The following is a 22,211-nucleotide window of genomic DNA, read 5'->3' as shown; positions in this document are numbered from 1 at the left end:
GCGCATCCCACCCACCCGCGCGGGTCCGCCCGCAAACCGAAGAGGCCCGCACCCACCGAACGGCGCCGCGTCGCCGCGCTCGAAGAAGCCGTGGAGCAGTTGCAGGAGGCCGCCCCGTAATGGCCCGCAACATCGTTCAGATATGCAATGAGGCAATCTCCGACCTTCCGGCGCACGCAATCACCGGCATCGAGGACACCCGCACCGAAGGCCGTGAATGCAACCGCCACCTGAACGGAGTGGTTGCGGACCTGATCGCTAGCCACGACTGGACATTCGCTCGACGTCGCATCTCCCTCGCCCTTGTTGCCAATGATCGCGAAGGCGAGTGGGCCTATGCCTACGCGCTGCCGGATGAGATCGTGTCGCCGATCGTGCTTGTGCGGGACCATAGCGCGTCGAGTGCTGGGGTTGTCGTGACGCCGATGCTCTATTGGCCAACGATCAGCGCCGGGTACGAGCTGATCGATTACACGCTCGCCGACAATTTGCTCTACACCAATCTCGAGTTCGCCATGCTCGAATATTCGCTCGACGCGGTTGAGCCGAACAAATGGCACCCGCTGTTTCAGCAGGCCGTCATTCGCTTGCTCGCCGCTCGCATCTACCGACCCGTCATGGGCGGCAAGGCCGACACGCAGGAATGGCTCGTGAAACAACAGGCAGCGCGCGCGGCCCTGAACGAAGCCATTGCCGATGATCTCAACCGCTTCCCGCGGCGCCGCAAAGACTTCGTGCCTGAAGCCGTGCTGGCCCGCGGCGCCGGTTGGCCGGTGACCCGCTGATGCCGAGTGTCAGCAAACGCAATTTCACGCGCGGGATATTCTCTCCGATCGTGCAGGCCCGCCGTGATGTCGATGCTTGGGCGGCCGGCGCTCGACGCCTGCAAAACGTGACGATCCTGAAATATGGCGGCGTCCGCAAGCGCCCGGGAACGCGCTTCGTCTACAAACTGCCTGCTGATGATCAGGACACGCGGCTGATGCCGTTCACCTATTCGCCGGGCCAGAGTTACGCCCTGCTGATGGGACAGGCGACAATGAAACCTCTGGCGCTGGGCGGCGCCGTCCTGTCTGAAGGTTTTGGGATTACCGCAATCACAGCGGCGAACCCCGGCGTCGTCACTGCGCCCTTCCACGGACTGGAAAGCGGCGCCGAAGTGTACCTTTCCGGCTTCGAAGGCATGGACGAGCTAGACGGTCGTGTCGTCACCGCAACTGTTCTCGATGATGACCGGTTCAGCATCGGCGTCGACACGAGCGGATACGTGCCCTTCGTGTCGGATGACGGCGATGTTCGTATTGAGCCTCCCGTCCCTCCTCCGCCGCCTCCTGTCGTCCCCGCCCCCACGCCCGCGCCGACCCCTGCCCCGACTGTTCCGCCTGGTGGTGGTGGCGGTGGTGGTGGCCGCTTCAATGAGCAGCACCTTCAATAATGGCCGTCTATCCCCTCTATAAGATGGCGACTCCGTACAACGCCCCTGAGCTGGTCGAAATCGACTATGCCCAGTCGTTCGACACCATCTATCTCGCCCATGAATATTACCCCGTGTCGAAGCTGGTCCGCGCGGATCATGCCGACTGGACATATAGCGAGGTGGCGTTTTCGCCCGGCATTGGTCCGCCTACGGCGGTCTCGGCCGTTGCCACCGTCGCCAACACGGACGCGGAAAACTCGGGCGATTCCTATTTCCCCCAGACCTATTCCTATATCGTCTCGGCTGTGAATAAGGACGGGCAAGAAAGCCGCGGATCGAGCCCTGACAGCGCGACGAACGACACCGAACTGCCGCGCAACTATACCACGATCACATGGGCGGCCCCTGCGGGGGTCGTCGACTATTACCGGGTGTACAAAGCGCACGAGAGCGGCAGCTATGGCTATATCGGCGAGACAAAATCGCTGAGCTTTGTCGATGACGGTTTCCAGTCCGACTATGCCGACGCGCCGATCGAGGCATTCAATCCGTTCAACGCCGTCGGAAAATACCCCGCGCGCCTCGGATTTTGGGAGCAGCGGCTATGGTTCGGCCGCATGACCAGCAACCCAAACGGCGTCTTCGCATCGCGATCGTCTGACTTCGAGAACATGGATTTTGCGCGACCGCAGCGCGAGAACGACAGCATCGCCATGTCGATCGCGACGGGCGAAAGCAATGTCATAGAGGCGTTCATTCCGATGGACCGCCTCATGGTTGGCACCAGCGACAACATCTTTTCGCTCGTCGGCCCGAATGATGACGTCCTCGTCCCGACGCCGCCGCCCGGTGCAAAGCGCCACGTCGGGCGCGGCATCGCCCAGCCCAAGCCTATCATGGTCGGCGAGGTCGCGTTCTATCAGCCACGTGTTGAGACGGGGCTGCGGACGATCGGCTACTCGTTCGAGATTGACGGCTACAAATCTAACGACGTCTCGATCTTCGCGCCTCATCTGTTCCAAGATTTCCGCATCATCCGCATGGCCTATCAAGCTGAGCCGGGCTCGGTGCTGTGGTGCGTCCGCAATGATGGCGCCCTGCTCGCCTTCACATGGGAAGCTGAGCAGCAGGTTTGGGGCTGGACGGAGATGGACGTCGGCGGGAAGGTTCTCGACGTGTGCTGCGTGCCTGAAGGAGAAGAGAGCCGCGTCTATCTGACTGTCGAACGCGAGATCGGCGGCGAGACCGTTCGATATGTCGAGTATCTCGACCGCCTGAAATGGACGGACTATCGCATCGCGTCGTTCCTCGATTGCTCGAAGATCTATGTCTTCGACGAGCCGCGGACTGAAATCCTCGGACTGGCGCACCTCGAAGGCGAGGCCGTCACTGTTCTGGCTGACGGCTTCAAGGTGCGAACGACTGTCGAGAACGGAGCGATCACGCTGGTAGAGCCGGCGTCCCGTGTCATCGTGGGCTTGTTGTTCGACGCGATCGTCGAGACGCTGCCCCTGCCAGCTGAGGGCAACAAGAAGATCACGGACGAAATCTTCGTCGAGTTGGTCAACAGCTTCGACGTCCAAGCCGGTAGGCTAGAAGATGAACTGGAACTGCTGACGACGCGCAAGGAAGGCGAAATTGGGGAGCCTATCATGTTCACCGGTCTGCCCGAGCCCGCCCGGCCTCAGCAGCTCGTCGACCGGGAATCGACGATCATCGTCAAGCAATCGAGCCCTTATCCGATGACGATCGCCGGTCTCTATTATGGCGTCGAGGGTCGCGGGTGAAGTTGGTCGAGGCCGACACTTCGCACATACCGTTTCTCGCTGACCATATGCGCCCAGCCGACGTGATGGAGTGTGCCGCGATCGGCCGGCGACCGGTGAGCGCGCTCACCAACGCCCTCAGGTCGTCACTCTGGGCGCTGACAGCGATCGTTGATGACCAGCCGCACGCGATGATGGGCGTTACTTCTCGCAGCATGGTTGAGGCCGTCGGCGTGCCGTGGATGCTGGGGACCGAACGCATCTATGATCATGCCCGCGATCTTGTCCGGTACGCGCCGGCCATCCTCGCTGAAATGCACCTGACGTTCGACCGTCTCGAAAACCTCGCGGCGGCCGATAACGACCGGGCCCTTCGTTTCCTGCGGCACGTCGGTTTTGAGATTTGCGCAGAGCCTATCAATGTCGGCGGAACCTCGTTCGTTCATTTCTTCAAAGGGGCGTTATAGCCGTGTGCAATCCCGCTCTTCTCGCTGTCGGCGCAGCCGCGGTTACGGCGACGGGCCAGATACAGGCCGGCATCTACCAGAGCCAGATGTCGCGGTATCAGGCGCAGGTAGCTGAGCAGAATAAGCAACTCACCCGTGAGAACGCGGCTGATGCGATCGTGCAAGGGCAGGATCAGCAGCGCCAGCTCGGCCGGGAAGTGTCGGCCCGCGTCGGCGCGCAGACCGCTCGCATGTCGGGAAACAACGTAGACATCACTTCAGGATCGGCGGCGCGCGTGATTGACGACACGCGCATGATCGGCCGCGAGGATAGCGACGCGCTGAACGAAAATATCCGCCGCAAGGTCAAGGGTTTGCAGGTCGATGCTTGGAACTTCGAAAGCAGGAAGCGAGCATCGAAGGCGGAAGGCAAGCAGGCTCTCGTGGCTGCTGGATTTAGTGCCGCGTCGACCCTCCTCGGCGGTGCGACGCAATATGCGAAATTCACCAGCGGGGGCGCATAATGGTTAGCGTTCCCGTCACTCCCGGCCGCTCTATCCAAGTGCAAGAACTGCCGTCGCAGCGGTTCAACTATTCGGAATCGCGGAACTTTGTCGGCGAAGCGTTGCAGCAGGCAGGCCAGCAACTCAACCGGGTCGCGTCTGGTTGGGATGAGGTGCAGGCAACCTATGACGAGGCGGCGGTCAAAAAGCTTGCCGTCGAAGTCGATCAGCGCAAGCGCGAACTGCTCTACACTGGCGACGATCCGTTCTTCAACAAGCAGGGGTTCGACGCTGGCGACGCGCGCGGCGACGTCGAAGCGCGTTTCACTGAGCTTCGCGAGGAAGCGATGCGAGGCGCGCAGAACGATCGCCAGCGCAGTATGTTGACCAATGTGCTCGAAAAGTCGTTCGGTGACAGCCTTGTCGATGTCGCCAAGCACACGACATCGCAGCTCAACGTTGAATGGCAAAAGCAGACCGAGGCGCGCCTCGCCGGGTTTCAGCAAGACGCCGTGCGGCTTTATAGTGACCCAGAGCGGTACGCCGATAACATCGCGGGCGGCCTCCTCGAAATCCAAGGCGCTGCCGAGCGTCAGGGCTGGTCAGAAGAGCGGGCAGACGAGGCCGAGGAACGGTTCATTTCCGGCGTCCATACCTCTGTCATCACCGGGCGGCTTACCGCTGATGACATTGACGGCGCGCTCGCGATCTTCGAAAAATATCGTGACGACCTCTCGTTCAACGATGCCCAGTCCATTCAGGATAAATTGCGGCCCGCGATCCAGTACCGACAAGCCGAAGACGACGCGCTCATCGCGCTCGGTTCCGTCCCCACCTCGGGCCCTGACGAAACGCCGACACCGGGAGTCGCCGCCGATCTCCATACCCAGCTCAAGGCGATCGAGAGCAACGAGAGCGGCGGCAAGCAATTCGACAAGGGCGGGCGTCCTTTGACGTCCAGCGCTGGCGCGATCGGCGTCATGCAGGTCATGCCCGGCACCGCGCCCGAGGCCGCGGCTTTGGCCGGCCTCGCTTGGGATCCGAAACGGTATCGCGAGGACGAAGCCTATAACCGCGCGTTGGGGCAGGCTTACTATAAAGAAATGCTGCGCAAGTTTGGTGGCGATCCGGTCAAAGCCGCCGCCGCCTATAATGCGGGGCCGGGCAGCGCTGCGAAGGGAACGGGCGTTAACGGCGCGATGGCGCGCGCGCGAAAGGCTGGCGAGCCCGACAATTGGATTGCTTACCTGCCTGCCGAAACTCGCGATTATGTCGACAAGTTCCAAAAGAAGACGGGGACGTCGGTCGGCGGGAGCAGCGAGGCCCGCAAATGGGATTTGTCCGCGGCGTACACTACCCTTGAGGATCGCGCGAAACGCGAAGGATGGACGCCCGAGCGACTTGAGCGCGCGCGCCAGCGTGTCGATGAGCACGTTCGCCGGGATGAGATGCTGGACAAGCGCCGCGATGACAGTGAATGGGATGCAGCCCTCGGTACGGTGGATAGCCTGGGGGACAACTTCACCGACGTCTCGCAGATTCCGAACTTCGATCGTCTCTCGCCCGACCGCCGCGTCCAACTTCGCAATTCGGCCGATGCCAATCGCCGCGCCATCGCGACGGGGCAAGAGGTCAAGGCGAACGGAGACACCTCGATCATCTTGGGCAAACTCGCGATCGAAGAGCCCGACGCCTTCCTGAAAGTCGATCTCCGCGAGTATCGCGGGAAGGTCACGGCGGCGGAGTATGACGAACTGCAAAAGTCCCAGTCGCGGATCAGCGCCAACCCCGCCGAGCAAAAGTCCCTGCTCGGCGTCGTAAGCGGTGCGATCAACGTGTTCGCCACGCCTGACATGAAGCTCAGCGGCGAGCGCAACGGGCTGCGCCGAAACCGTGTGGCAAATGCGATGCTGACCTATCTCACCAAGAACGTCGACCCGAAGCGCCTGCCCACCGATAGTGAGCGTCGTGCGGCCTTCAACTGGGCTGTGGGTGAAGTCGGCGGGAGCATGCGCGCCGACGATGAGGCGTTCGATGTCCCCGCCCAATTCATCAACGCCTATGGCGCGCGTATCAAGCGGCAGACCGGTGCATGGCCCAGCAACAGTCAGATTAAAGACGCGTGGGCACGTAGTCAGGCAAACCAATGATCATCGACGACTTTCTGGGGCCGCGCCAGCGCAGCCGCCGCTCCGATCCTTTGGAAGAACAAGCCCGCAAACTCGCTGATGAGGATGCAGGCCAAAACCTCTCTACGGGCCTGCTGCTCGCCGGTCCGCCCGATGTCATCGGACAGTCGAACCGCTTGGGTCGTAGCCTCGGTGTCCCCTCGCCGATCGTCGAGAGCGATCTTCCCGGCTTCCAGCGCCAGAAGGATATTCAGAACTTCGTCTCGACGAGCATGAAGTTTGCCGGGATGTCCGTCTGGGCGAGCGAGCCGCGAAACGCTGCTCTTGCGGTTGACGACAGCGATAACCTCGGCCTGCTCGGCAGCGCGTGGCAGGGCATCAAGAATATCGGATCGTCTCTGAAGGCGGGCACCTATGATATGATCGGCAACGTCGGCGACCTCACGGCCGGCGTCATTGAGAACGAAATCGCACAGACGCGCGCGAACTGGGCGGACCCGAACAGCGACATCAACAAACTGGGGCTCGGCGCACTCGATCAAAAGCTGACCGGTCCCGTCCTCGAAATGCTTGAGGAATATCAGAAGTGGAATGAGCGCGAGGCAAAGGGCTTCACGAACAAGGCGGACGACGCCGGGCCGGAATCGTCGGGGTTTGTCGTCGACAACCTCCTTTTGGGCGTGCGATCGATGCCGAACACGCTGTTCGGGATTGGGCTCGGCGTCGCGACCCGCAGCCCCGGCGCCGCATCGACGTTCATTGCCGTACCGACCGCAGGCGCCGCTTATCGGCAGGCCCGCGACAAGGGGCTCGATCCCGGCAAGGCGATGGATTTTGCCATCACGCAGGGCGGCATCGAGTATCTGACCGAGCGTCTGCCCGCATCCCAATTGATAGGCGACATCGCGAAGAAATCACCGCTCGGGAAAAAGCTACTGGGTCAGTTGCTGACCGAGGTTCCCGGTGAACAGGCGGCGACGTTCCTGCAAGACATGTCGGAATGGGCAACGCTTAATCCCGAAAAGACCGTCGGCGACTTCATGCGCGAGCGCCCTGAACGCGCCGTGCAAACGCTCCTCGCCACCCTCGGCGGCGTGGGCGGAACGGTCGGCGCGGTCACGCTGATCGAGAAGTCGGCCGGCGCTGGCAAGAAACTCGCCTCCCGCGTCGACCGGAGCCAGCAGGCGCAAGACGAGTTGGAATTGCTCGACGCTGCCGCAGCGGCGGCCGCAGCCTCAAAGGTTCGCGGTCGCGACCCTGAAGCGTTTAAATCCCTGATGGACGCGCTGGCGGAGGAAAGCCCGACAGACAAGATATACATTCCCGCCGAGGATGTCGTCGCCTACATGCAATCGGATTCCTACGACGGGTCTTTCGACCAGTGGAGCGAGCAAGCCTATGAGGCTGAAGGACTCGGCGGCGATCTGGTCATTCCCATCTCCGAGGCTCTTTCAAAGCTGGCCGGAACGCAGGCATGGGATGCCACCCGCGAGAGCATGCGCCTTTCGCCGGGCGGTCTATCGCCAAAGGAAGCACAGACCTTCGACGACGCGCTGGCCGACATCATTGCGGAGATGGAAGACACCGACATCGCCGCACCGACCGGCCGCGATGCGCTATTCCAGTCCATTGCCGACAAGCTGATGAACGCCGGTTACACGCCGACGATGGCGCGCACGCAGGCCGAGTTGCTCGCGCAGCGATATGCGACCCGGCAGGATCGCCGCGGGCGGCATGTGGCAGGCGATGAATTTGCAGGCGTCGAGGTGCGGCAGATATTGCCCGAAAGTGTCGCGCTCGCGCAAAAAGCTTCCGGCCTTGATCGCGTCATCGACGCGATGCGGCGCGGGGTGAAAGGCGAAAGCCTCGGCCCGTCTCTGCTCGAATTTATCGCCAAGCGCGGCGGCATTGATGACCCGGGCGGCGACATTACCTCTATGGGCGGCGAGGCATGGCACAAGGGCAAGCCGGGGACGCGCAAGCTCATCAAACCGACCGACAAACGCCAGGGCGATATGCTCGGCGCCAGCGGCCCCCGTGATACCTCGCCGGAGCTGGTGCTGCGCGCCGCGATCGATGCTGGGTTTTTCCCCGAATTGGAAGGCCGCGAGATCGTCGATGCGAACGACGCAATCGACAATCGCGTCCTGCTCGACGCGATCGGCGCCGAACTGTCCGGTACGAAGCGATTTGCCCGCGAGCGCGACACCACGTTGACCGATGGCGCCAGCGAACTGGAACGTCTGCTACGCGAACGTAACGTCGACCCTGCGACCGCCACTCGAAAGGAAATCAACGCCGCTGTCGAAGCCTACGCGGCTGAACAGGAAGCCGGACAGGCGTTCGACCAAGAGAAGGAAAGCGGGCCGCGCGGCCGGATCGTCTTTCCCGAATCCGGTTTTGACGGCTTCAACGCTGTCATTGAGCTTTTCAAAACCCGCGACCTGTCCACCTTCTTGCACGAAACCGGCCACCTCTGGCTTGAGGAACTGCGTCACGACGCCGCCGATCCCGAAGCCGCTGATTCCGTGCTGGCCGACTGGGTCATGGTCGAGCGTTGGTTCGCGTCCAACGGCCATCCGATCGTTGATGGAGTGATCCCCGTCGAGGCGCACGAGATGTGGGCGCGCGGCGTCGAGCAATATTTGATGGAAGGCAAGGCCCCGGTGTCGTCGCTTGCGCGCACCTTCGAGGCGTTCAAGACCTGGCTGACGAATATCTACCGCTCGGTGAAGCGCCTCAACTCCCCCGTCACGGCGGACATTCGGGGGGTGATGGACCGCCTCATCGCGACCGACGACGAGATTGCAGCGGCTGAAGGCCAGCAAGCCATCGACCTGATGTTCGAAGATGCTGACGCGGCCGGGATGACTGTCGAGGAATATTCTGCCCTGCAAGACCTTGCCAATTCAGCGCGCCAGAAAGCGAACGACGCGCTGCTCGCAAAGGTCATGGCGCCGATCCGCGCGCGCGTCACGAAAGAGCATCGTGAGCGCGCTGCGGTCGTGCGCGATGAAGTCTCAGCCGACGTCGATAGCCGCGCTGTTTTCCGCGCCATCAAGGCCCTGCGATCCACGCCGATGGATTCGGACCTGATCCGCGAGCGCATGGGCGACGACGTTATCGCGCGCCTCCCGCCGAACGTGCCGCCGCTCGTGAAAGCGGGTGGCGCGAACCCATCGGACATCGCTGAGATGGCGGGCTTCGGCACCGCGCAGGAGATGGTCGATGCACTCCTCGCCGTAGAGGTGAGCCGCAAGGAAATGCGGGAAGCCGGCGATAGTCGCTCGGTTCGCACCGCACTGATCGAGCAGGAAGTCGAGCGCATCATGAATGAGCGCTACGGCGATCCCTTCACCGATGGCACGATCGAGGACGAAGCGCTCGCACTGATCCATAACGACACTGCGGGCGAGGTGATGGCGGCCGAACTGCGCGTTCTCGCGCGCACGACGGGTCGCACTCCGACGCCATACCGCGTCGCCCGCGAGTGGGCCCGCAATCGCGTCCGCTCCGGCATCGTTAACGATGTGTCGAGCGCGTCGGCTATCCAGCGCTATCAGCGCGCGGCGGCGAAGGCTGGCCGCGCTGCGATGGATGCCGCCATCGCGGGCGACCGCAATGCCGCCTTCCGTGCCAAACAGCAGCAAATGATCAACAACGCGCTGGTCGCTGAAGCGAAGGCTGCTCAGGAAGACATTGAAACCGCACTCAACCGCCTCGGCAAAGTGGCGAAGCGACGCACCTCGCCATCTATCGATCAAGATTACCTGGAACGCGCGCAGGGGCTTCTTGAGCAAGTCGATCTCCGCCCGCGCTCTCAGCGCAACGTCAAGCGGCAAGCCTTGTTCGAAGAGTGGGCTCGGGGCCAAGAGGCGGACGGCGTTGATGTCGTGGTGCCCGCCTCGTTTGCGGCCTCGATCGGCACGACGCATTGGTCGAAGCTGTCAGTCGACGAACTGCTCGGCCTCGATGCTGCCGTGCGCCAGATCATCCACCTCGGCCGCCTCAAGCAGACCTTGCTCGACGGTGCCGATCGCCGCGCGTTCGATGAGCTGGTCGGAGAAGCGCAGGACGGCATGGGCGGCCTGCCCCAGAAACCACCAAGCGACCTATTCGAACCGTCGTGGTTCGACAGGCTGAAGTCGGGCATTGCCAGTGCCGACGTGGCTCTGCTCAAAATCGAGACGCTGGTTGACTGGCTCGATCGTGGCAATCCGAACGGCGTGTTCAATCGGATCGTCTTCAAGCCGATCGCAGACGCGCAAGATCGCGAAAACGATATGCTGGCTGATTATCAGACCCGCCTCGGCGACATCATCGGCAAGTTGTCGAAAGAGGATTTGCGGCGCTGGTCGGAGCCTGTCTCCACACCCCAGTTGCGCAATCGTGAAACGGGCAACGCTTGGAAGGGCACGCGCTCCAACCTGATCGCGATGGCTCTGAACGTGGGCAACGAAGGCAACCGGCAGCGTCTTGTCGATGGTTACGGATGGACCGAGGCTGGCGTGATGGACGTGCTCACGCGCGAGCTGAGCGAAACTGACTGGCAGTTCGTGCAAGACGTGTGGGACATGATCGACACCCTCTGGCCGGAAACTGCGGCGATGGAGCGACGCGTCAACGGTGTCGCGCCGGACAAGGTCGACGCGATCCCCGTCGAGACGCCCTATGGCATCTTGCGCGGCGGCTATTATCCGGCGATTTATGACTCGGCCAAAGATTACAATGCCGAGCGCAATGAGCAGCGCGCCGAGGATTTGTTCTCCGCGAAATACACCCGCGCAAATACCGCGGCCTCTTCTACCAAAGAGCGCGTCGAGCGCGTCGAGCGCCCGATCCTGCTGAGCCTCGGCGTGATCAATCGCCATATCGGCGAGGTCATTCACGACATCACGCACCGCGAAGCTGTCATGCAGGCGCACAAATTCTTGAGCGATCCGCGCATCAAACGCGGCATCGACGAGACGCTCGGCCCCGAATATCGGAAAGCTTTCACGCCTTGGCTGAAGCACGTCGCGAACCAGTGGGCCAATGAGCGCGCCGGCAATGAAGGTATCGGCAAGTTCATGCAGGGGCTGCGGTCGAACACGACCGTCGTCGGCATGGGCCTGCGCTTCAGCACCGTCGTCATGCAGGCGGCCGGTTACTCGAACAGCCTTGAATATATCGGCGCCGAGTGGGGTGCGAAGGGCGCTGCCCAGTTCGCCGCGCATCCTGTCGAGACGTTCGACTTCGTCATGGAGAAGTCGGGCGAAATGCGCCACCGCATGGACACGCTCGATCGCGATATTCGGTCCACGATCGCGAAGATGGCCGGGCAGCAAAATCCCCTGACCGCCGCGAAGCGTTTCGCATTTCACGGCATCGGCTACATGGACCGCTTGGTGACAATCCCGACGTGGATCGGCGCCTATAACCGGGCACTGCACGAAGGGATGACCGAGGACCAGGCCGTCTATTATGCTGACAAGACCATTCGTTCGACGCAGGGCTCGGCCTCGGCGAAAGACCTTGCTGCCGTCGCGACCGGGCAGGGGCAATGGGGGCAGGCCCTGAAGCTGATGACCCTATTCTATAGCTACGTGTCGACTGTGTATCAGCGTCAGCGCACCTTGGCGCGCGACCTCCGCCACGGCGGCGTGAAGGACATTCCGCAACTCATGGCCCGCGCGTGGTGGCTGATGGTCCTGCCTCCCCTTCTCTCCGAACTTCTCGCCGGTCGTGGCCCTGAGGACGATGAGGACTGGGGCGCATGGGCATTCAAGAACATGCTGTTTCAGACCGTCGGTGCTATCCCGGTGATCCGTGACGCGGCCCGGCCGCTCTATGACAAGCTCGCTGGCAATCGCGGTTTCGACTACCAGTTGTCACCGATTCAGCGTTCGGTGCAGACGGTCATCAATGCGGCCGGCGACATCAAAAGCATCGCATCGGGCGAGGAAACGAAGAACGCAACTCGCACCATTATGGAAGCGACTGGCTATCTCACCGGCATGGTGCCCGGTCAGATCGCACAGTCGACGCAATTCCTAGTCGATGTCGGCTATGGCGATCAGGATCCACAGACGTTTATGGATTGGCTCGACGGGTTGAAGGACGGTAAAATCGAGGATTAACCCTTTGCTGGGACAAGTCGTTTAGCAACGCCATGTTGAAAAGGCGCTCGCTGACGAATAAGGCTTGGCGACCAAGGGGAACGAATATGCGACTGTTTCTTTCGATTGCTACACTTGCCCTGGCTGGCTGCGCCACAACCGGGGCCAATGTGACGGGCAACGAGGTCGGCGTCACCGTCAACAACGTGTGGAACCGCAACGCCGCCTTTCCCAAGGCTGATGAGCACTGCCGCAAATTCGGCAAGGTTGCGAAGCCCACGAGCAGTGACGGCGAATATGCCTTCACGTTCGAATGCGTGAAGGTAGGCACATGATTGAGCGATTGGGCGAACTTGGGGCCGACATCGGCGTCATCCTGCTTTGCGTGGGCGCGTTTGCTGCCGCAGCGGCGGCGGGGTATCTGATCTCCGAGAAGGCGAAGAGCAAGGTCGCGGGCTGGACCGTCGGCATTGCGGGCTTTGTCGCGCTGAGCGTCATGTTCGCCCCGGCGATCGAGGCGCTACAGCAGGTCTAAAGAGACCGGCGTTTTTTGAGCGCCGATACCGGTCGGCTTACCTCTCTGTCGAGGTGAGCCAATGCCCGTATCTAGTGAAAATTCCATCACCGGACCCTATTTCCCGAATGGGGCGACGAAGAGCTTCGCGTTCGATTTTAAGGCGACCGCGGCGAATGAAGTCGTGGCGCTCGATCAGAGCGGCGCAACAATCTCGACAGCGCTTTACAGCGTCACGCTCGACGAGGATGAGGGCGGGACGCTTACGTTCGCCACTGCGCCTCTGCTCAGCGACTATGCCGAGATCTATGTTGTCAGCAATCCGTCCCTAACCCAGCCGTCCGACTTCGACAATTCCGGCCCGTCGTTCAATCCGGCCGCTGTGACCCGGGCGTTCGATCGTGCTGCTGCGCGCGATCTGAAGCAACAGCGAGAGATTGACCGGGGTCTGAAGTTGCCCTTCGGCGAGGCTGCTCCGCCGCTGCCGTCGATCGAGAGCCTAAAGGGCCGCTTTACCGCTGTCGACCTCGACGGCAATTTCTTCGGCTCCTATGGCACGGGCGCCGACGGTGGCCTTCGCGAGGACTTGGCTGACGGCCCGGCCCTTTCGCTGATCAAGGGCGGGCCCGGCTATGTTTCGGCGCGCGCCGAGATGGACAGCAAGGGGCCGGTTGCGACGAAGTCAACGGCGATCGACGCGAACCTCTATCCGGTGGATTTTCGGCTCGGTCGCGACCATCCGCCGCATCCGTTCGAGTTTGTGCCGGCCGTACAGCACAATGCGATTATCGCGCAAAACTCCGCCTATGACTGCGCACCCGACCTGCAAGCGATGCATGACGGCTGGAATCCCGATACCGGTTCGGCCGGCATCATTCCGTTCCCCAGCGGCCGCTTCATGCTGGGGTCAGAGGTCCGCTTTCCGAACTGGATTTCGTGGCAGGGCTTCGGGCGCTGCACGATGATCGTCCCGCTCCCCGACTTCACGATCCCATCCACGCCCGGCATTCCTACTTCAATGCTGCGTTTCGACAGCGATCCCGCAAAGACGGGTTCTCCGACAAGCCAGTTTGAGAACCGGCTGATGAACCTAGACATCGACGGCAACGGCTTCACCGGCCTCGACGCGATGATCTACGCCCCTTCATGGAACGAAAAGAGCGGCCTCTATAACATCTTGATGCGCCGCACCGGTTGCACGGCGCTTCTGGTCAACGAGTTCCACGGTGGAAGCTCGGGCTGGGCGATTGAGCATTGCGAGTTCATGTTCACAGCCGATGCGACCGTCGGCCTCAAGCTGCTCGGTCGGACGCGCGCCGGCGGCTTCATCGGCAACCGACCCCAGATCAACATGCACAACAACTCGATTGTTGGTCCCGTTGAGCCGGCCGTCGATGCGACAGAAGGCTTCACATCTATTCAGGTCGACAACCTGATCCTGAACTCGCGAGGCGGCAATCATCTTGAAAAGGCTTTCGTTGGCCTCGACGTCGCCAACAATGGTGATCTGACCGGGGTCGGCTGGACGGGCTCCGACAATGGCGGGCGCGTGCGGTACATCGTCGGCCGCGCGGTCAGCCACACCGGGCAGATTGATGTCGATGGCATCGACCTCGGGACCGCGTCGGGGGCGAACGCCTTGCTCGACAGCAAGGTCGGCATGACTCAGACAGTGCCCATCGGCAAGCGCATTCAGGTGCCCTCGCTGCCGGGAACGCCGTGGGCCGATGGCCGCTTCAAGGTGTCCGGCGGTGCTGTCACCGAGAGCCAGCTTCGCGGCTGCTCGGCGGTCATTCGCGACGGTGCGACCGGGTTCTTCAAGGTGACGCACGCCAATTCCTTCGCCTCTGGCGATCAATATTACGTTGTCGCACAGGCACATGATGAGAATGTGCGCCTCCGCGTCGACACTTGGATTTCGGAGAGGGTTGGCGGGACCGTGCATCTTCGCGTCTATCGGACCACTGACAACACGCTGTTTGATCCCGCTGAGGTGACCTTTCAAATCTATCGGAAGCCGGGGCTGTGATCCCGTAATGGACACGCAGACAATCCTCAGCATAGCGCCATGGCTGGTCGCGGGTGCGACTGGCGGGTGGGCCGTCTACCTACACTTTCACGCCGTCAAAAAGGACGAGCGGAAAGAAGCAGCTGCCGTCGAAATCCACCGCGACGATCTCGTCATCAAACTTCTCGCGGCGGCGCGGGAAGAGGTCGCCGAGGGCCGCGCCGAAGTCGAAGAGGTCAGGCAGGAAAACAAGGCGTTGCGCGCGATCGAACAGCATTTCTACCACTTCGAACAGGCGCTTGAACATCTCGAAGCCGTCCTGTCATCCGCCGATGATCCCGACGCCCGCGCCGTAGCTGAGAAGAACGCGACGGCATTCCTTCAGCGGATGCGCCGCCTGCAACAGGCGAAGGGCAACATCCAGCAGGAAATTCAGGTGGTCGAGAGCGCGAACCGATTGGAACGGAAGGACCAGGCATGACCGACGCTCGCACAATCTTCGAGACTGTCCGCCCTTGGCTCGACGCCAAAGGCTTCACGCCTGATCGCATTGCAGCGCTCGACGCTGCCATCGCGGGCGCTCCGGCGCCGGTCACACCTATTCCGACGGCGGCTGACCTGACACCCTTCGACCGCGCAATTGAGGCTCATCTGCGGGTAGAGGAAGGCGACAAGGCCCGCGCCTACAAGGACCACCTCGGATACTGGACCATCGGCATCGGTCGCCTTATCGATCCGCGCAAGGGCGGCCGGATCACGGCGGAGGAAAACGCCATCCTGCTCGCCAATGATCCGAGCCGTCGAGGCGGCACCATTATGGATTGGACGCTGACGTCGGCCGAGCGCTCGATGCTGCTCAAGAACGACGTGAAAAGGTTCACCGACGCAATGAAAGATTGGCCATCGTGGAAGCGGGTTCAGTCTGACGTGCCCCGCATGGTCGCCATGGCCAGCATGTGCTTTCAGATCGGCGTCGAGGGCTACCGCGATTTCGTGAACACGCACAAGATGATTGCTGCGGGCCAGTTCGCCAGCGCCGCCGACAACATGCTCAAATCGCTGTGGGCGAAGCAGACGCCGGAACGCGCCGCGCGCGTCGCCGCTATGATGCGGACAGGTAAGTGACGGGCGGCATCCTCAACGCCCTGAAGGGCATCGGCGGCGAATATGAGGTTCAGCGCGTCCTCGGCGCGATCGGCACGCTCACCTATATCGTTATCGCCCCCGTCTTCGCAGCCGTCGGCGTCATCAAAGACGTATCGATGACCGAGTTCTGCATTGCCTACCCGGGCGGCCTTGCCGCGTGCATCGGCGCGACTGCCGGCGCTATCGCGTGGAAAGACAAGAGCGTCGCGTCGGCCAAGGTCATCGAGCAGACCGGAGCGGTCCCCGCCCCGCCACCGGCTGGCCCCTCGGTCAAGCCGGGATCGATGGACGAGCAACCGCCAGCATCAGGCGAGGCGGCATGATCGCCGGCCTCGCCTTGGTGCTCATGGACGAATGGACCTTGGACGCGACGCCCGCCTACGCCGCCGCATGGGCCATCGTGCTCGGCGGCGCCGGGCTGCTCGGCGGTTTCATCTATCTCATCATCAACGGAGGCTGACATGGCCCTGCCCTTAATCCCGCTGCTCGGCCCGCTTCTAATTAAGGGCGCGGTTAAAGCCCTGCCCGGCCGCCTCGCCGAAACATGGGCGCCGCGGATCGGCAAGTTCATCGCCCTCGCAATCGTGGCCGGGCTGCTCTGGCTCGCGATCAACGCGGTGATCGGCGCTATCCGCACCGATGCCCGCAATGACCTTCTGGCCGAGCAGGCGGAGCGTCAGCGCCTCGCCGACGAAGCCCAGCGCATTCGCGAGGCCGCGGCGGCCGGGGCGCGCGATGCCGCCCTTGCGGCCGGTGCCGAAACCGACGCCGAACAGCAAAAGGAAATCACCGATGCAACGAAAGACCTTCCTGATACTCGCCCTTCTGCCCGCCAGCGCGCTCGTTTCTGCGTCGAGTTGCAGCAGCAGGATAAAGCCGCAGGTCGCGCTCCGCGTCCCTGCTGACACCTTCGACCGTACCGACTGGCCTCAGATGACCGCAGCGGCGCTGGACAGCGAGGCGGAGGCCGAGCGGGTGCAGGATGCCCGCACCGCATGGGGCAAGGCCGTTGCCCGCCAGCTCGACGCCGCGTGCCGCTTGATGCGCGATAGCGGGGTGAAGGGTCTCAAGCCCTGTCGGCCGGAAAGGGCTGAATGGGAGTGATCTTAAACTCCGAGGGGTAGGCCTCGCTCAGGCGACTGGCATTGATCCTGAGGACGGGCGGCGAGGCTTATGCTTCGCTGCCCTTTTTGTGCCCGCTACCGGCGCGGTCGATGGATGAAATCAGGAGCCATCGCCCGTCGATATTCGGGGATCACCCATAAAGCATCGTGGACCTCGCGCGGCTTGATCCTATAGACCAGCGTCCACTCCGGAATGCGGCTGAGCAGGCGAAGAAGCTGCCCGACGGTATCAGCACGCGCCCAGTCCGAGTTGCAGGCGCCGTATGACGAGATATATTCCTCGCCGCCGCGACCGGTATTATCGACAACCAGCATCGGCGGGGACATTTCCTCATCCCACACGATCATTGCGTTGCGCAGCGGTATGTCGCCCTCCATTTTTTCGAGGTCGCGGGCGTCGTACATCGGCGTCAGTTCGTTGTAGAGCTGGCGCACAGCGAGCGCCGTTCGCGGCTCGATCGCCTGCTTGCCTCGCTCCATTCGCCCGACGAATTGGGGCGTCACGCCGAGGCGTTCTGCAAGCTCCCCTTGCGTGAGCCCCATTTCCTGCCGGGCCTCTTTCAATTCGTCGGGTTGCATCGTCATATCTATGGCCTTATCTTGCACCCTATCCCGCCCCGGATCACTACTCCGGGGCGGGGGCTCTTAGGCTTGGATTGTGAAGCTAAAGGTCACTTTCCAAACCCGGAGCCGGATCGAGAATGACATTCTCTTTCCTTTCGGGTTTGTCGGCGGGATCAGGTGGGTTCCCTCTCCGTCCGACAAGATGACTATGAAACCTCAGATTGCTTTCGTCAACCGAAAAGCGACCTGAGGTTTCTTTTTTGGTGGTGCTGAAACCGATGCGAATCGGGTGCAAAGGCGCAGAAAACTGCGCCGCGAGGGTGGTGACCTCCCTGTTTGCGAATCGTACCCTAAAGCGCTCTCGCGACCGCCCGCCCCTTCCCCTTCAATTCCGCATACGCCTTATCGAAATTGTCGGTGTACCGCTGGACGAGGCCGCGCGCGGCAAGCGCGTCGTCGGTGCGGGTCCATGGCAGCGACTTCTCCGATCGCGCGAGCGTCATGATGCGGCGCTGCTGCGCTCCGGTGAGCTGGTCGGCGACATAGGCAGGGTCAAACATCGTCGGGGTACTCTGGATCAGGATACCAGTCTTGCTCGGGCTCCTGCGATGGTCCCTCGGGATTACGAGGGACCACGGGGCCGGGCTCGGGCAGCGTCGGCGCCTCGTCGAAGCCGATGCGGATAAAGGCGCCGAAATCGTCGGCGCCCTGAAATATCGCTGTCACGTCGCCGCGCGTCATCATCATGCCGATATAGGGCGCGCGCTCGGCGGGAACATAGCCCATCTGCACGCCCTCAACCGTATGGACCGCAATCGCGTTCGGGTCAGCCGGGTTCTTCGGCTCGCGGCGCAGCTCGACGGGATCGCCGGGACGCTGGAGGTCGACGGCGAAGCGGCGGCTCACCCCCTTCATATTCGGAAACTGGACGCCGACGATCGGCAAGGTGATTTGCGACGGCATCGGCGCTCCTAGTTGCGCAGCCCTTCGAGCAGATCGGCGGCCGGTTGAATATCCTCAAAGAGCATGTCGGCCCATATCTGGGCCAGCTCGCGGCGGCGCTCCATGTGCGCTGCCCGATTATATGCGCCCTCGACCTTATCCTCGACGACGTGCGCCAGCATCAGGTTGATGACTTCGCGATCGTCGGGGGTCTTATTCTGGCGGCGCCATTCGTTCATGATCGTCGAGAAGGCGGAGCGCCAGCCGTGCGGGCAATGCCGGTGCAGATAGATGCCGTTGGCGGCGCGGATCATCAGCGCGCGCACGGCATTCTCTGACATCGGGCGATGCGCGAAGCGGTCGTTCGGGAAGATATAGGGCAGATGGCCCGTCAGCGGCCGGACGGCCTCGAAAGCCTCGACCGCCTGCCGCGACAGCGGAACGATATGCTCATAGGTGACATCGTCTTTCAGCTTGAGCGCGAGCTTCATCGCGTCGGGCGGGATGCGCCAGATAGGCTCGTCGCCGTCCAGCCCTTCGAGCTGCTCCCAGCGCGCGCACCGCTGCACGGCCGAACGAACCGCGGTGAGCGCGAGGACGCGATTTGCGAGCTTCGTTATCGGGCTGGCGCGCTCCTCCTCGACGTCGCGGATCAACTGGCGGCATTCGGCCAGGTCGGTGAGCGCCGGCTGCTTTCCCGACTTCGGTTTCGGCTTGAGCAGCGATTTGACGACCTCGGCCGGATCGCCGGTGCGAAGGCCACCGGCCGCCGCGAAGGCGAACACGCCGCTGGCCCGCTGGCGCAGGCGGTGCGCCGTCTCGATCGCGCCGCGCTTCTCGACCTTGCGCAGCGCATCGAGCAGCAGCGCCTCGTTGACGTCCTTGATAGCCATCGAGCCGATCGCGGGGAACAGGTCGGCCTCCATGCTGTCGATGACGTTGCGCGCGTGGACCTCGCCCCAGCGCGGCTTATTCAATTCGTGCCATTCGCGGGCACACGCCTCGAAAGTGTTGGACGTCGCGAGCGTCCGCGCTGCGGCGGCCTGCTTCTTCTCAACGGCCGGATCGCGACCCTCGCGCAGCGTGGCCTTGGCGGCGTCGCGCAGCTCGCGCGCACGTTGAAGCGTCACGTCGGGATAGGCCCCGAAGGTCAGCAGCTTCTCCTTTTGACCGAACCGATATTTCAGGCGCCACGACCGGTTCCCCGTCGTCGACACCAGCAGGAACAGCCCGCCGGAATCGGATAGCTTATAGGGCTTGTCGGCGCCCTTGGCCTTCTTTGCCTGTATATCGGTGAGCACGCCTGTTCCTCCATCATATGGGGGTATCGGCGGAGGGGGTACTGTTCGACACCCCCAACGCTACCCCCAAATTCGTTCGCAGAGGTCGGAAGGTCTCGGACAATGCCGGACAGCGGAACCCCCGCGTTTGCAGGGGTTACTTACGCTTTCTCGGAAGATAATGGAAGCTCCCGGAGGAACATATGGTGGACAGGGCTGGATTCGAACCAGCGTACGGAAACCCGGGCAGATTTACAGTCTGCTGCCTTTAACCACTCGGCCACCTGTCCATTGGGGCCCGCTTTGGGAAGCGGTCCAATGGCGAAACGAGGCTTGCCTGTCAATGGCAGTCGTGGGAAAGGCGCGCGCTATGAGACAATTTTCCCGTCACCGCCGTCCCGCCGGCCAAAACGCGCGTGGACAAGCCGTTCGCTTCTGGGGCCGCCACGCCGTGCTGGCCGCGCTTGCCAACCCCGAACGCACCGTCAAGCGCATCTGGGGCACCCGCGAGGCTCTCGGCCAGCTCGACTTGCCGCCGGTGATTCCCATCTCTTACGCCGAGGTCACAGACCTCGCTCGACTGGTCGCCCGCGACGCACCGCATCAGGGGCTCGTGATCGAGGTCGACCCGCTCGAGGACGTCTATCTCGGCGACCTGCTTCAGCAAGAAGCCGACGCGGACAGCAGGCGCCCGCTCGTCATTCTCGATCAGGTCACCGACCCGCATAACATCGGCGCGGTGCTCCGTTCGGCCGCAGCGTTCGACGCCGCCGCGATCATCACGCAGGACCGTCACAGCCCGCCCGAAAGCGGCGTGATCGCGCGCTCGGCGTCGGGCGCGCTCGAAATCGTACCATGGGTGCGCGTCGTCAACCTGTCGCGCGCGCTCGAGGAAATTGCCGAGGCACAATATTGGCGCATCGGGTTGATGGGCGACACCGAAACGACGCTCGGCTCGACCCTCGACGGCAGCAAGGTCGCGCTCGTGCTCGGTTCCGAAGGCGACGGGATGCGCCACAATGTCATGGAGCATTGCGACGTGCTGGCGAAACTTCCGATCTCGCCGCGAATGGAAAGCCTCAATATCTCGAACGCCGCGGCGATCGCGCTCTACGCGGTCGCGACGACGGGACAATAAGCCTCAGTCCTCGGCGGCGATCCGCACGCGGAGGCCGTCGAGCGCGTCGCTGAACGGGATCTGGCACGACAGACGCGAGCCTTCGTCGCGGTCGGTGGTCGAATCGAGCAGGTCGTTCTCGTCTTCGCTCATGGCTGGCAGCTGGTCGGTCGCGCCCGCTTCGACATGGACGTGACACGTCGCGCACGAACAGCAACCGCCACACAGCGCGAGCAGTTCGTCGAACCCGGCGTCGCGGATATTTTCCATCACCGTCAGGCTCGTGTCGCCTTCGATCTCATGCTCGGTCCCGTCGCGCGTCACGACAATCAGCTTCGCCATGCTAGTCCCCATATCTTCGATGTTGCTGGCGCTATGTCGTGCGTTGCACGGCAAATCAAGCGTTGCTATCAGCTACCTATGGAACAAAAGGAGAATATGCGATGGGCCTCAGCCAGCAGCAGCTGAACGCGGGAATCGACGCGCTGGCGGCGCGCGACCCCAATTTCGCGCGCGCCCTCGGCAACGCAGGCTACCCCGAACCGCGGATCCGCGCGCCGGGCTACACCACGCTGCTGCGCACCATCGTCGGCCAGCAAGTCAGCGTCGCCGCAGCGAATTCGATCTGGAACAAACTCGAGGCGCAGTTTGGCGAGGGCTGTCCGGCCGAAGTGATGGCAGCTGCCGATTTCGATACTTTGCGCGCCTGCGGCCTGTCGGGCCAGAAACAGGGTTATGCCAAGAGCCTTGCCCAGCTTATCCTCGACGGTGAACTCACGTTCGACGCCCTCCCCGCCGACGACGAGGAAGCGATCGCGCTGCTGACCAAGGTGAAGGGCATCGGCCGCTGGTCGGCCGAAATCTATCTGCTCTTTGCCGAAGGCCGCCCGGACATCTGGCCCGCTGGCGATCTTGCCGTACAGGAAGCGGTCGGTCGCATCCTTCAGCTCGGCGCGCGGCCGGGCGAGAAGCAGGCCCGCGAACTGGCCGCAGCCTGGCGCCCGCACCGCGGCGCGGCGGCGATCTTCAGCTGGCACTGCTACAATATGGATGTGATCTGAGAGCGCCGGGCGCGTCGGCCGTGGGCCGGACGCTATTCGCGGGGGGCAGCCCAATCGGAGGCGCGGAATACCCCGACATATTGCACCAGCCGGCGC

24 protein-coding genes and 1 tRNA gene are annotated in these 22,211 nt (G+C 62.7%); 18 read left to right on the top strand and 7 right to left on the bottom strand.

The genetic code is table 11. The annotated features are described in order from the left end of the window. Positions 1 to 119 precede the first annotated feature (119 nt). From VN047_RS05645 to VN047_RS05600, 10 genes are all read left to right on the top strand, one after another. Positions 120 to 785, top strand: coding sequence for a hypothetical protein (locus tag VN047_RS05645; protein ID WP_325540910.1), 666 nt, complete (start codon positions 120 to 122; stop codon positions 783 to 785). Further along, positions 785 to 1,435, top strand: a complete 651-nt coding sequence (locus tag VN047_RS05640; protein WP_325540908.1) for a ubiquitin-activating E1 FCCH domain-containing protein — start codon at positions 785 to 787, stop codon at positions 1,433 to 1,435. Before VN047_RS05645 ends, VN047_RS05640 begins: the two co-directional genes overlap by 1 nt. Continuing rightward, on the top strand, positions 1,435 to 3,204 hold the full coding sequence (locus VN047_RS05635) for a hypothetical protein (protein ID WP_325540902.1): 1,770 nt from the start codon (positions 1,435 to 1,437) through the stop codon (positions 3,202 to 3,204). The genes VN047_RS05640 and VN047_RS05635 overlap by 1 nt, the downstream gene beginning before the upstream one ends. Beyond that, on the top strand, positions 3,201 to 3,650 hold the full coding sequence (locus VN047_RS05630) for a hypothetical protein (RefSeq protein ID WP_325540896.1): 450 nt from the start codon (positions 3,201 to 3,203) through the stop codon (positions 3,648 to 3,650). Before VN047_RS05635 ends, VN047_RS05630 begins: the two co-directional genes overlap by 4 nt. Before the next feature lie 2 nt (positions 3,651 to 3,652). Then, entirely contained in the window at positions 3,653 to 4,153 is a 501-nt protein-coding gene (locus VN047_RS05625; protein ID WP_325540893.1) for a hypothetical protein, read from the top strand. Next, the gene (locus VN047_RS05620; RefSeq protein WP_325540891.1) at positions 4,153 to 6,282 is read left to right on the top strand and encodes a transglycosylase SLT domain-containing protein; all 2,130 of its coding nucleotides are present in this window, start codon (positions 4,153 to 4,155) and stop codon (positions 6,280 to 6,282) included. Before VN047_RS05625 ends, VN047_RS05620 begins: the two co-directional genes overlap by 1 nt. Then, positions 6,279 to 12,380, top strand: a complete 6,102-nt coding sequence (locus tag VN047_RS05615) for an acetyltransferase (RefSeq protein WP_325540889.1) — start codon at positions 6,279 to 6,281, stop codon at positions 12,378 to 12,380. The genes VN047_RS05620 and VN047_RS05615 overlap by 4 nt, the downstream gene beginning before the upstream one ends. A gap of 86 nt (positions 12,381 to 12,466) precedes the next feature. Continuing rightward, complete coding sequence (locus VN047_RS05610; protein WP_325540887.1) at positions 12,467 to 12,694, top strand: hypothetical protein; 228 nt, start codon at positions 12,467 to 12,469, stop codon at positions 12,692 to 12,694. Continuing rightward, complete coding sequence (locus VN047_RS05605) at positions 12,691 to 12,894, top strand: hypothetical protein (RefSeq protein WP_325540884.1); 204 nt, start codon at positions 12,691 to 12,693, stop codon at positions 12,892 to 12,894. Before VN047_RS05610 ends, VN047_RS05605 begins: the two co-directional genes overlap by 4 nt. 61 nt (positions 12,895 to 12,955) lie before the next feature. Next, positions 12,956 to 14,902: a hypothetical protein gene (locus tag VN047_RS05600; protein WP_325540882.1), complete on the top strand. Its 1,947-nt coding sequence runs from the start codon at positions 12,956 to 12,958 to the stop codon at positions 14,900 to 14,902. A 79-nt stretch (positions 14,903 to 14,981) separates the two neighbouring features. On the opposite strand, the gene VN047_RS05595 is transcribed toward VN047_RS05600, so the two are convergent. Beyond that, complete coding sequence (locus tag VN047_RS05595; RefSeq protein WP_325540879.1) at positions 14,982 to 15,158, bottom strand: hypothetical protein; 177 nt, start codon at positions 15,156 to 15,158, stop codon at positions 14,982 to 14,984. On the opposite strand from VN047_RS05595, the gene VN047_RS05590 reads away from it, so the two are divergent. From VN047_RS05590 to VN047_RS05565, 6 genes are read left to right on the top strand one after another with little or no spacing between them, the layout of a single operon-like run. After that, positions 15,138 to 15,362 carry a hypothetical protein gene (locus VN047_RS05590; protein WP_325540877.1) on the top strand — a complete coding sequence of 75 codons (225 nt, stop codon included), beginning with the start codon at positions 15,138 to 15,140 and terminating at the stop codon, positions 15,360 to 15,362. The two genes, VN047_RS05595 and VN047_RS05590, sit on opposite strands and share 21 nt — an antisense overlap. Further along, on the top strand, positions 15,359 to 16,006 hold the full coding sequence (locus tag VN047_RS05585) for a glycoside hydrolase family protein (protein ID WP_325540875.1): 648 nt from the start codon (positions 15,359 to 15,361) through the stop codon (positions 16,004 to 16,006). Before VN047_RS05590 ends, VN047_RS05585 begins: the two co-directional genes overlap by 4 nt. Further along, positions 16,003 to 16,350 carry a hypothetical protein gene (locus VN047_RS05580; protein WP_325540873.1) on the top strand — a complete coding sequence of 116 codons (348 nt, stop codon included), beginning with the start codon at positions 16,003 to 16,005 and terminating at the stop codon, positions 16,348 to 16,350. The genes VN047_RS05585 and VN047_RS05580 overlap by 4 nt, the downstream gene beginning before the upstream one ends. Next, positions 16,347 to 16,487, top strand: coding sequence for a hypothetical protein (locus VN047_RS05575; protein WP_325540871.1), 141 nt, complete (start codon positions 16,347 to 16,349; stop codon positions 16,485 to 16,487). Before VN047_RS05580 ends, VN047_RS05575 begins: the two co-directional genes overlap by 4 nt. Position 16,488: 1 nt before the next feature. Beyond that, a complete protein-coding gene (locus VN047_RS05570) occupies positions 16,489 to 16,932 on the top strand; it encodes a hypothetical protein (RefSeq protein ID WP_325540869.1) in 444 nt (147 codons plus the stop codon). Positions 16,933 to 16,960: 28 nt separating this feature from the next. Then, a complete protein-coding gene (locus tag VN047_RS05565) occupies positions 16,961 to 17,131 on the top strand; it encodes a hypothetical protein (RefSeq protein WP_325540867.1) in 171 nt (56 codons plus the stop codon). A gap of 95 nt (positions 17,132 to 17,226) precedes the next feature. On the opposite strand, the gene VN047_RS05560 is transcribed toward VN047_RS05565, so the two are convergent. From VN047_RS05560 to VN047_RS05540, 5 genes are all read right to left on the bottom strand, one after another. Beyond that, positions 17,227 to 17,736: a helix-turn-helix transcriptional regulator gene (locus VN047_RS05560; RefSeq protein ID WP_325540866.1), complete on the bottom strand. Its 510-nt coding sequence runs from the start codon at positions 17,734 to 17,736 to the stop codon at positions 17,227 to 17,229. 329 nt (positions 17,737 to 18,065) lie between these two features. After that, on the bottom strand, positions 18,066 to 18,275 hold the full coding sequence (locus VN047_RS05555) for a hypothetical protein (RefSeq protein WP_325540864.1): 210 nt from the start codon (positions 18,273 to 18,275) through the stop codon (positions 18,066 to 18,068). Beyond that, entirely contained in the window at positions 18,268 to 18,678 is a 411-nt protein-coding gene (locus tag VN047_RS05550; RefSeq protein WP_325540862.1) for an HIRAN domain-containing protein, read from the bottom strand. Before VN047_RS05550 ends, VN047_RS05555 begins: the two co-directional genes overlap by 8 nt. Before the next feature lie 8 nt (positions 18,679 to 18,686). Next, positions 18,687 to 19,958: a tyrosine-type recombinase/integrase gene (locus VN047_RS05545; RefSeq protein WP_325540860.1), complete on the bottom strand. Its 1,272-nt coding sequence runs from the start codon at positions 19,956 to 19,958 to the stop codon at positions 18,687 to 18,689. A 183-nt stretch (positions 19,959 to 20,141) separates the two neighbouring features. Beyond that, a tRNA-Tyr gene (locus VN047_RS05540) sits at positions 20,142 to 20,227 on the bottom strand. 80 nt (positions 20,228 to 20,307) lie between these two features. Between VN047_RS05540 and rlmB the strand changes: the two genes are divergently transcribed. Continuing rightward, entirely contained in the window at positions 20,308 to 21,075 is a 768-nt protein-coding gene (gene rlmB / locus VN047_RS05535; RefSeq protein ID WP_325540857.1) for a 23S rRNA (guanosine(2251)-2'-O)-methyltransferase RlmB, read from the top strand. Between the two features lie 3 nt (positions 21,076 to 21,078). Here the strand turns inward: rlmB and VN047_RS05530 are convergent, their stop codons facing one another. Then, the gene (locus tag VN047_RS05530; protein ID WP_058802016.1) at positions 21,079 to 21,396 is read right to left on the bottom strand and encodes a 2Fe-2S iron-sulfur cluster-binding protein; all 318 of its coding nucleotides are present in this window, start codon (positions 21,394 to 21,396) and stop codon (positions 21,079 to 21,081) included. 101 nt (positions 21,397 to 21,497) lie between these two features. On the opposite strand from VN047_RS05530, the gene VN047_RS05525 reads away from it, so the two are divergent. After that, the gene (locus tag VN047_RS05525; RefSeq protein ID WP_325540851.1) at positions 21,498 to 22,115 is read left to right on the top strand and encodes a DNA-3-methyladenine glycosylase 2 family protein; all 618 of its coding nucleotides are present in this window, start codon (positions 21,498 to 21,500) and stop codon (positions 22,113 to 22,115) included. Positions 22,116 to 22,211 lie beyond the last annotated feature (96 nt).

It is taken from the genome of Sphingopyxis sp. (assembly GCF_035565275.1).
Lineage (GTDB): Bacteria > Pseudomonadota > Alphaproteobacteria > Sphingomonadales > Sphingomonadaceae > Sphingopyxis.
The sequence above is the reverse complement of the archived record's forward strand: the minus strand, read 5'-3'. Positions and strand labels throughout refer to the sequence as shown.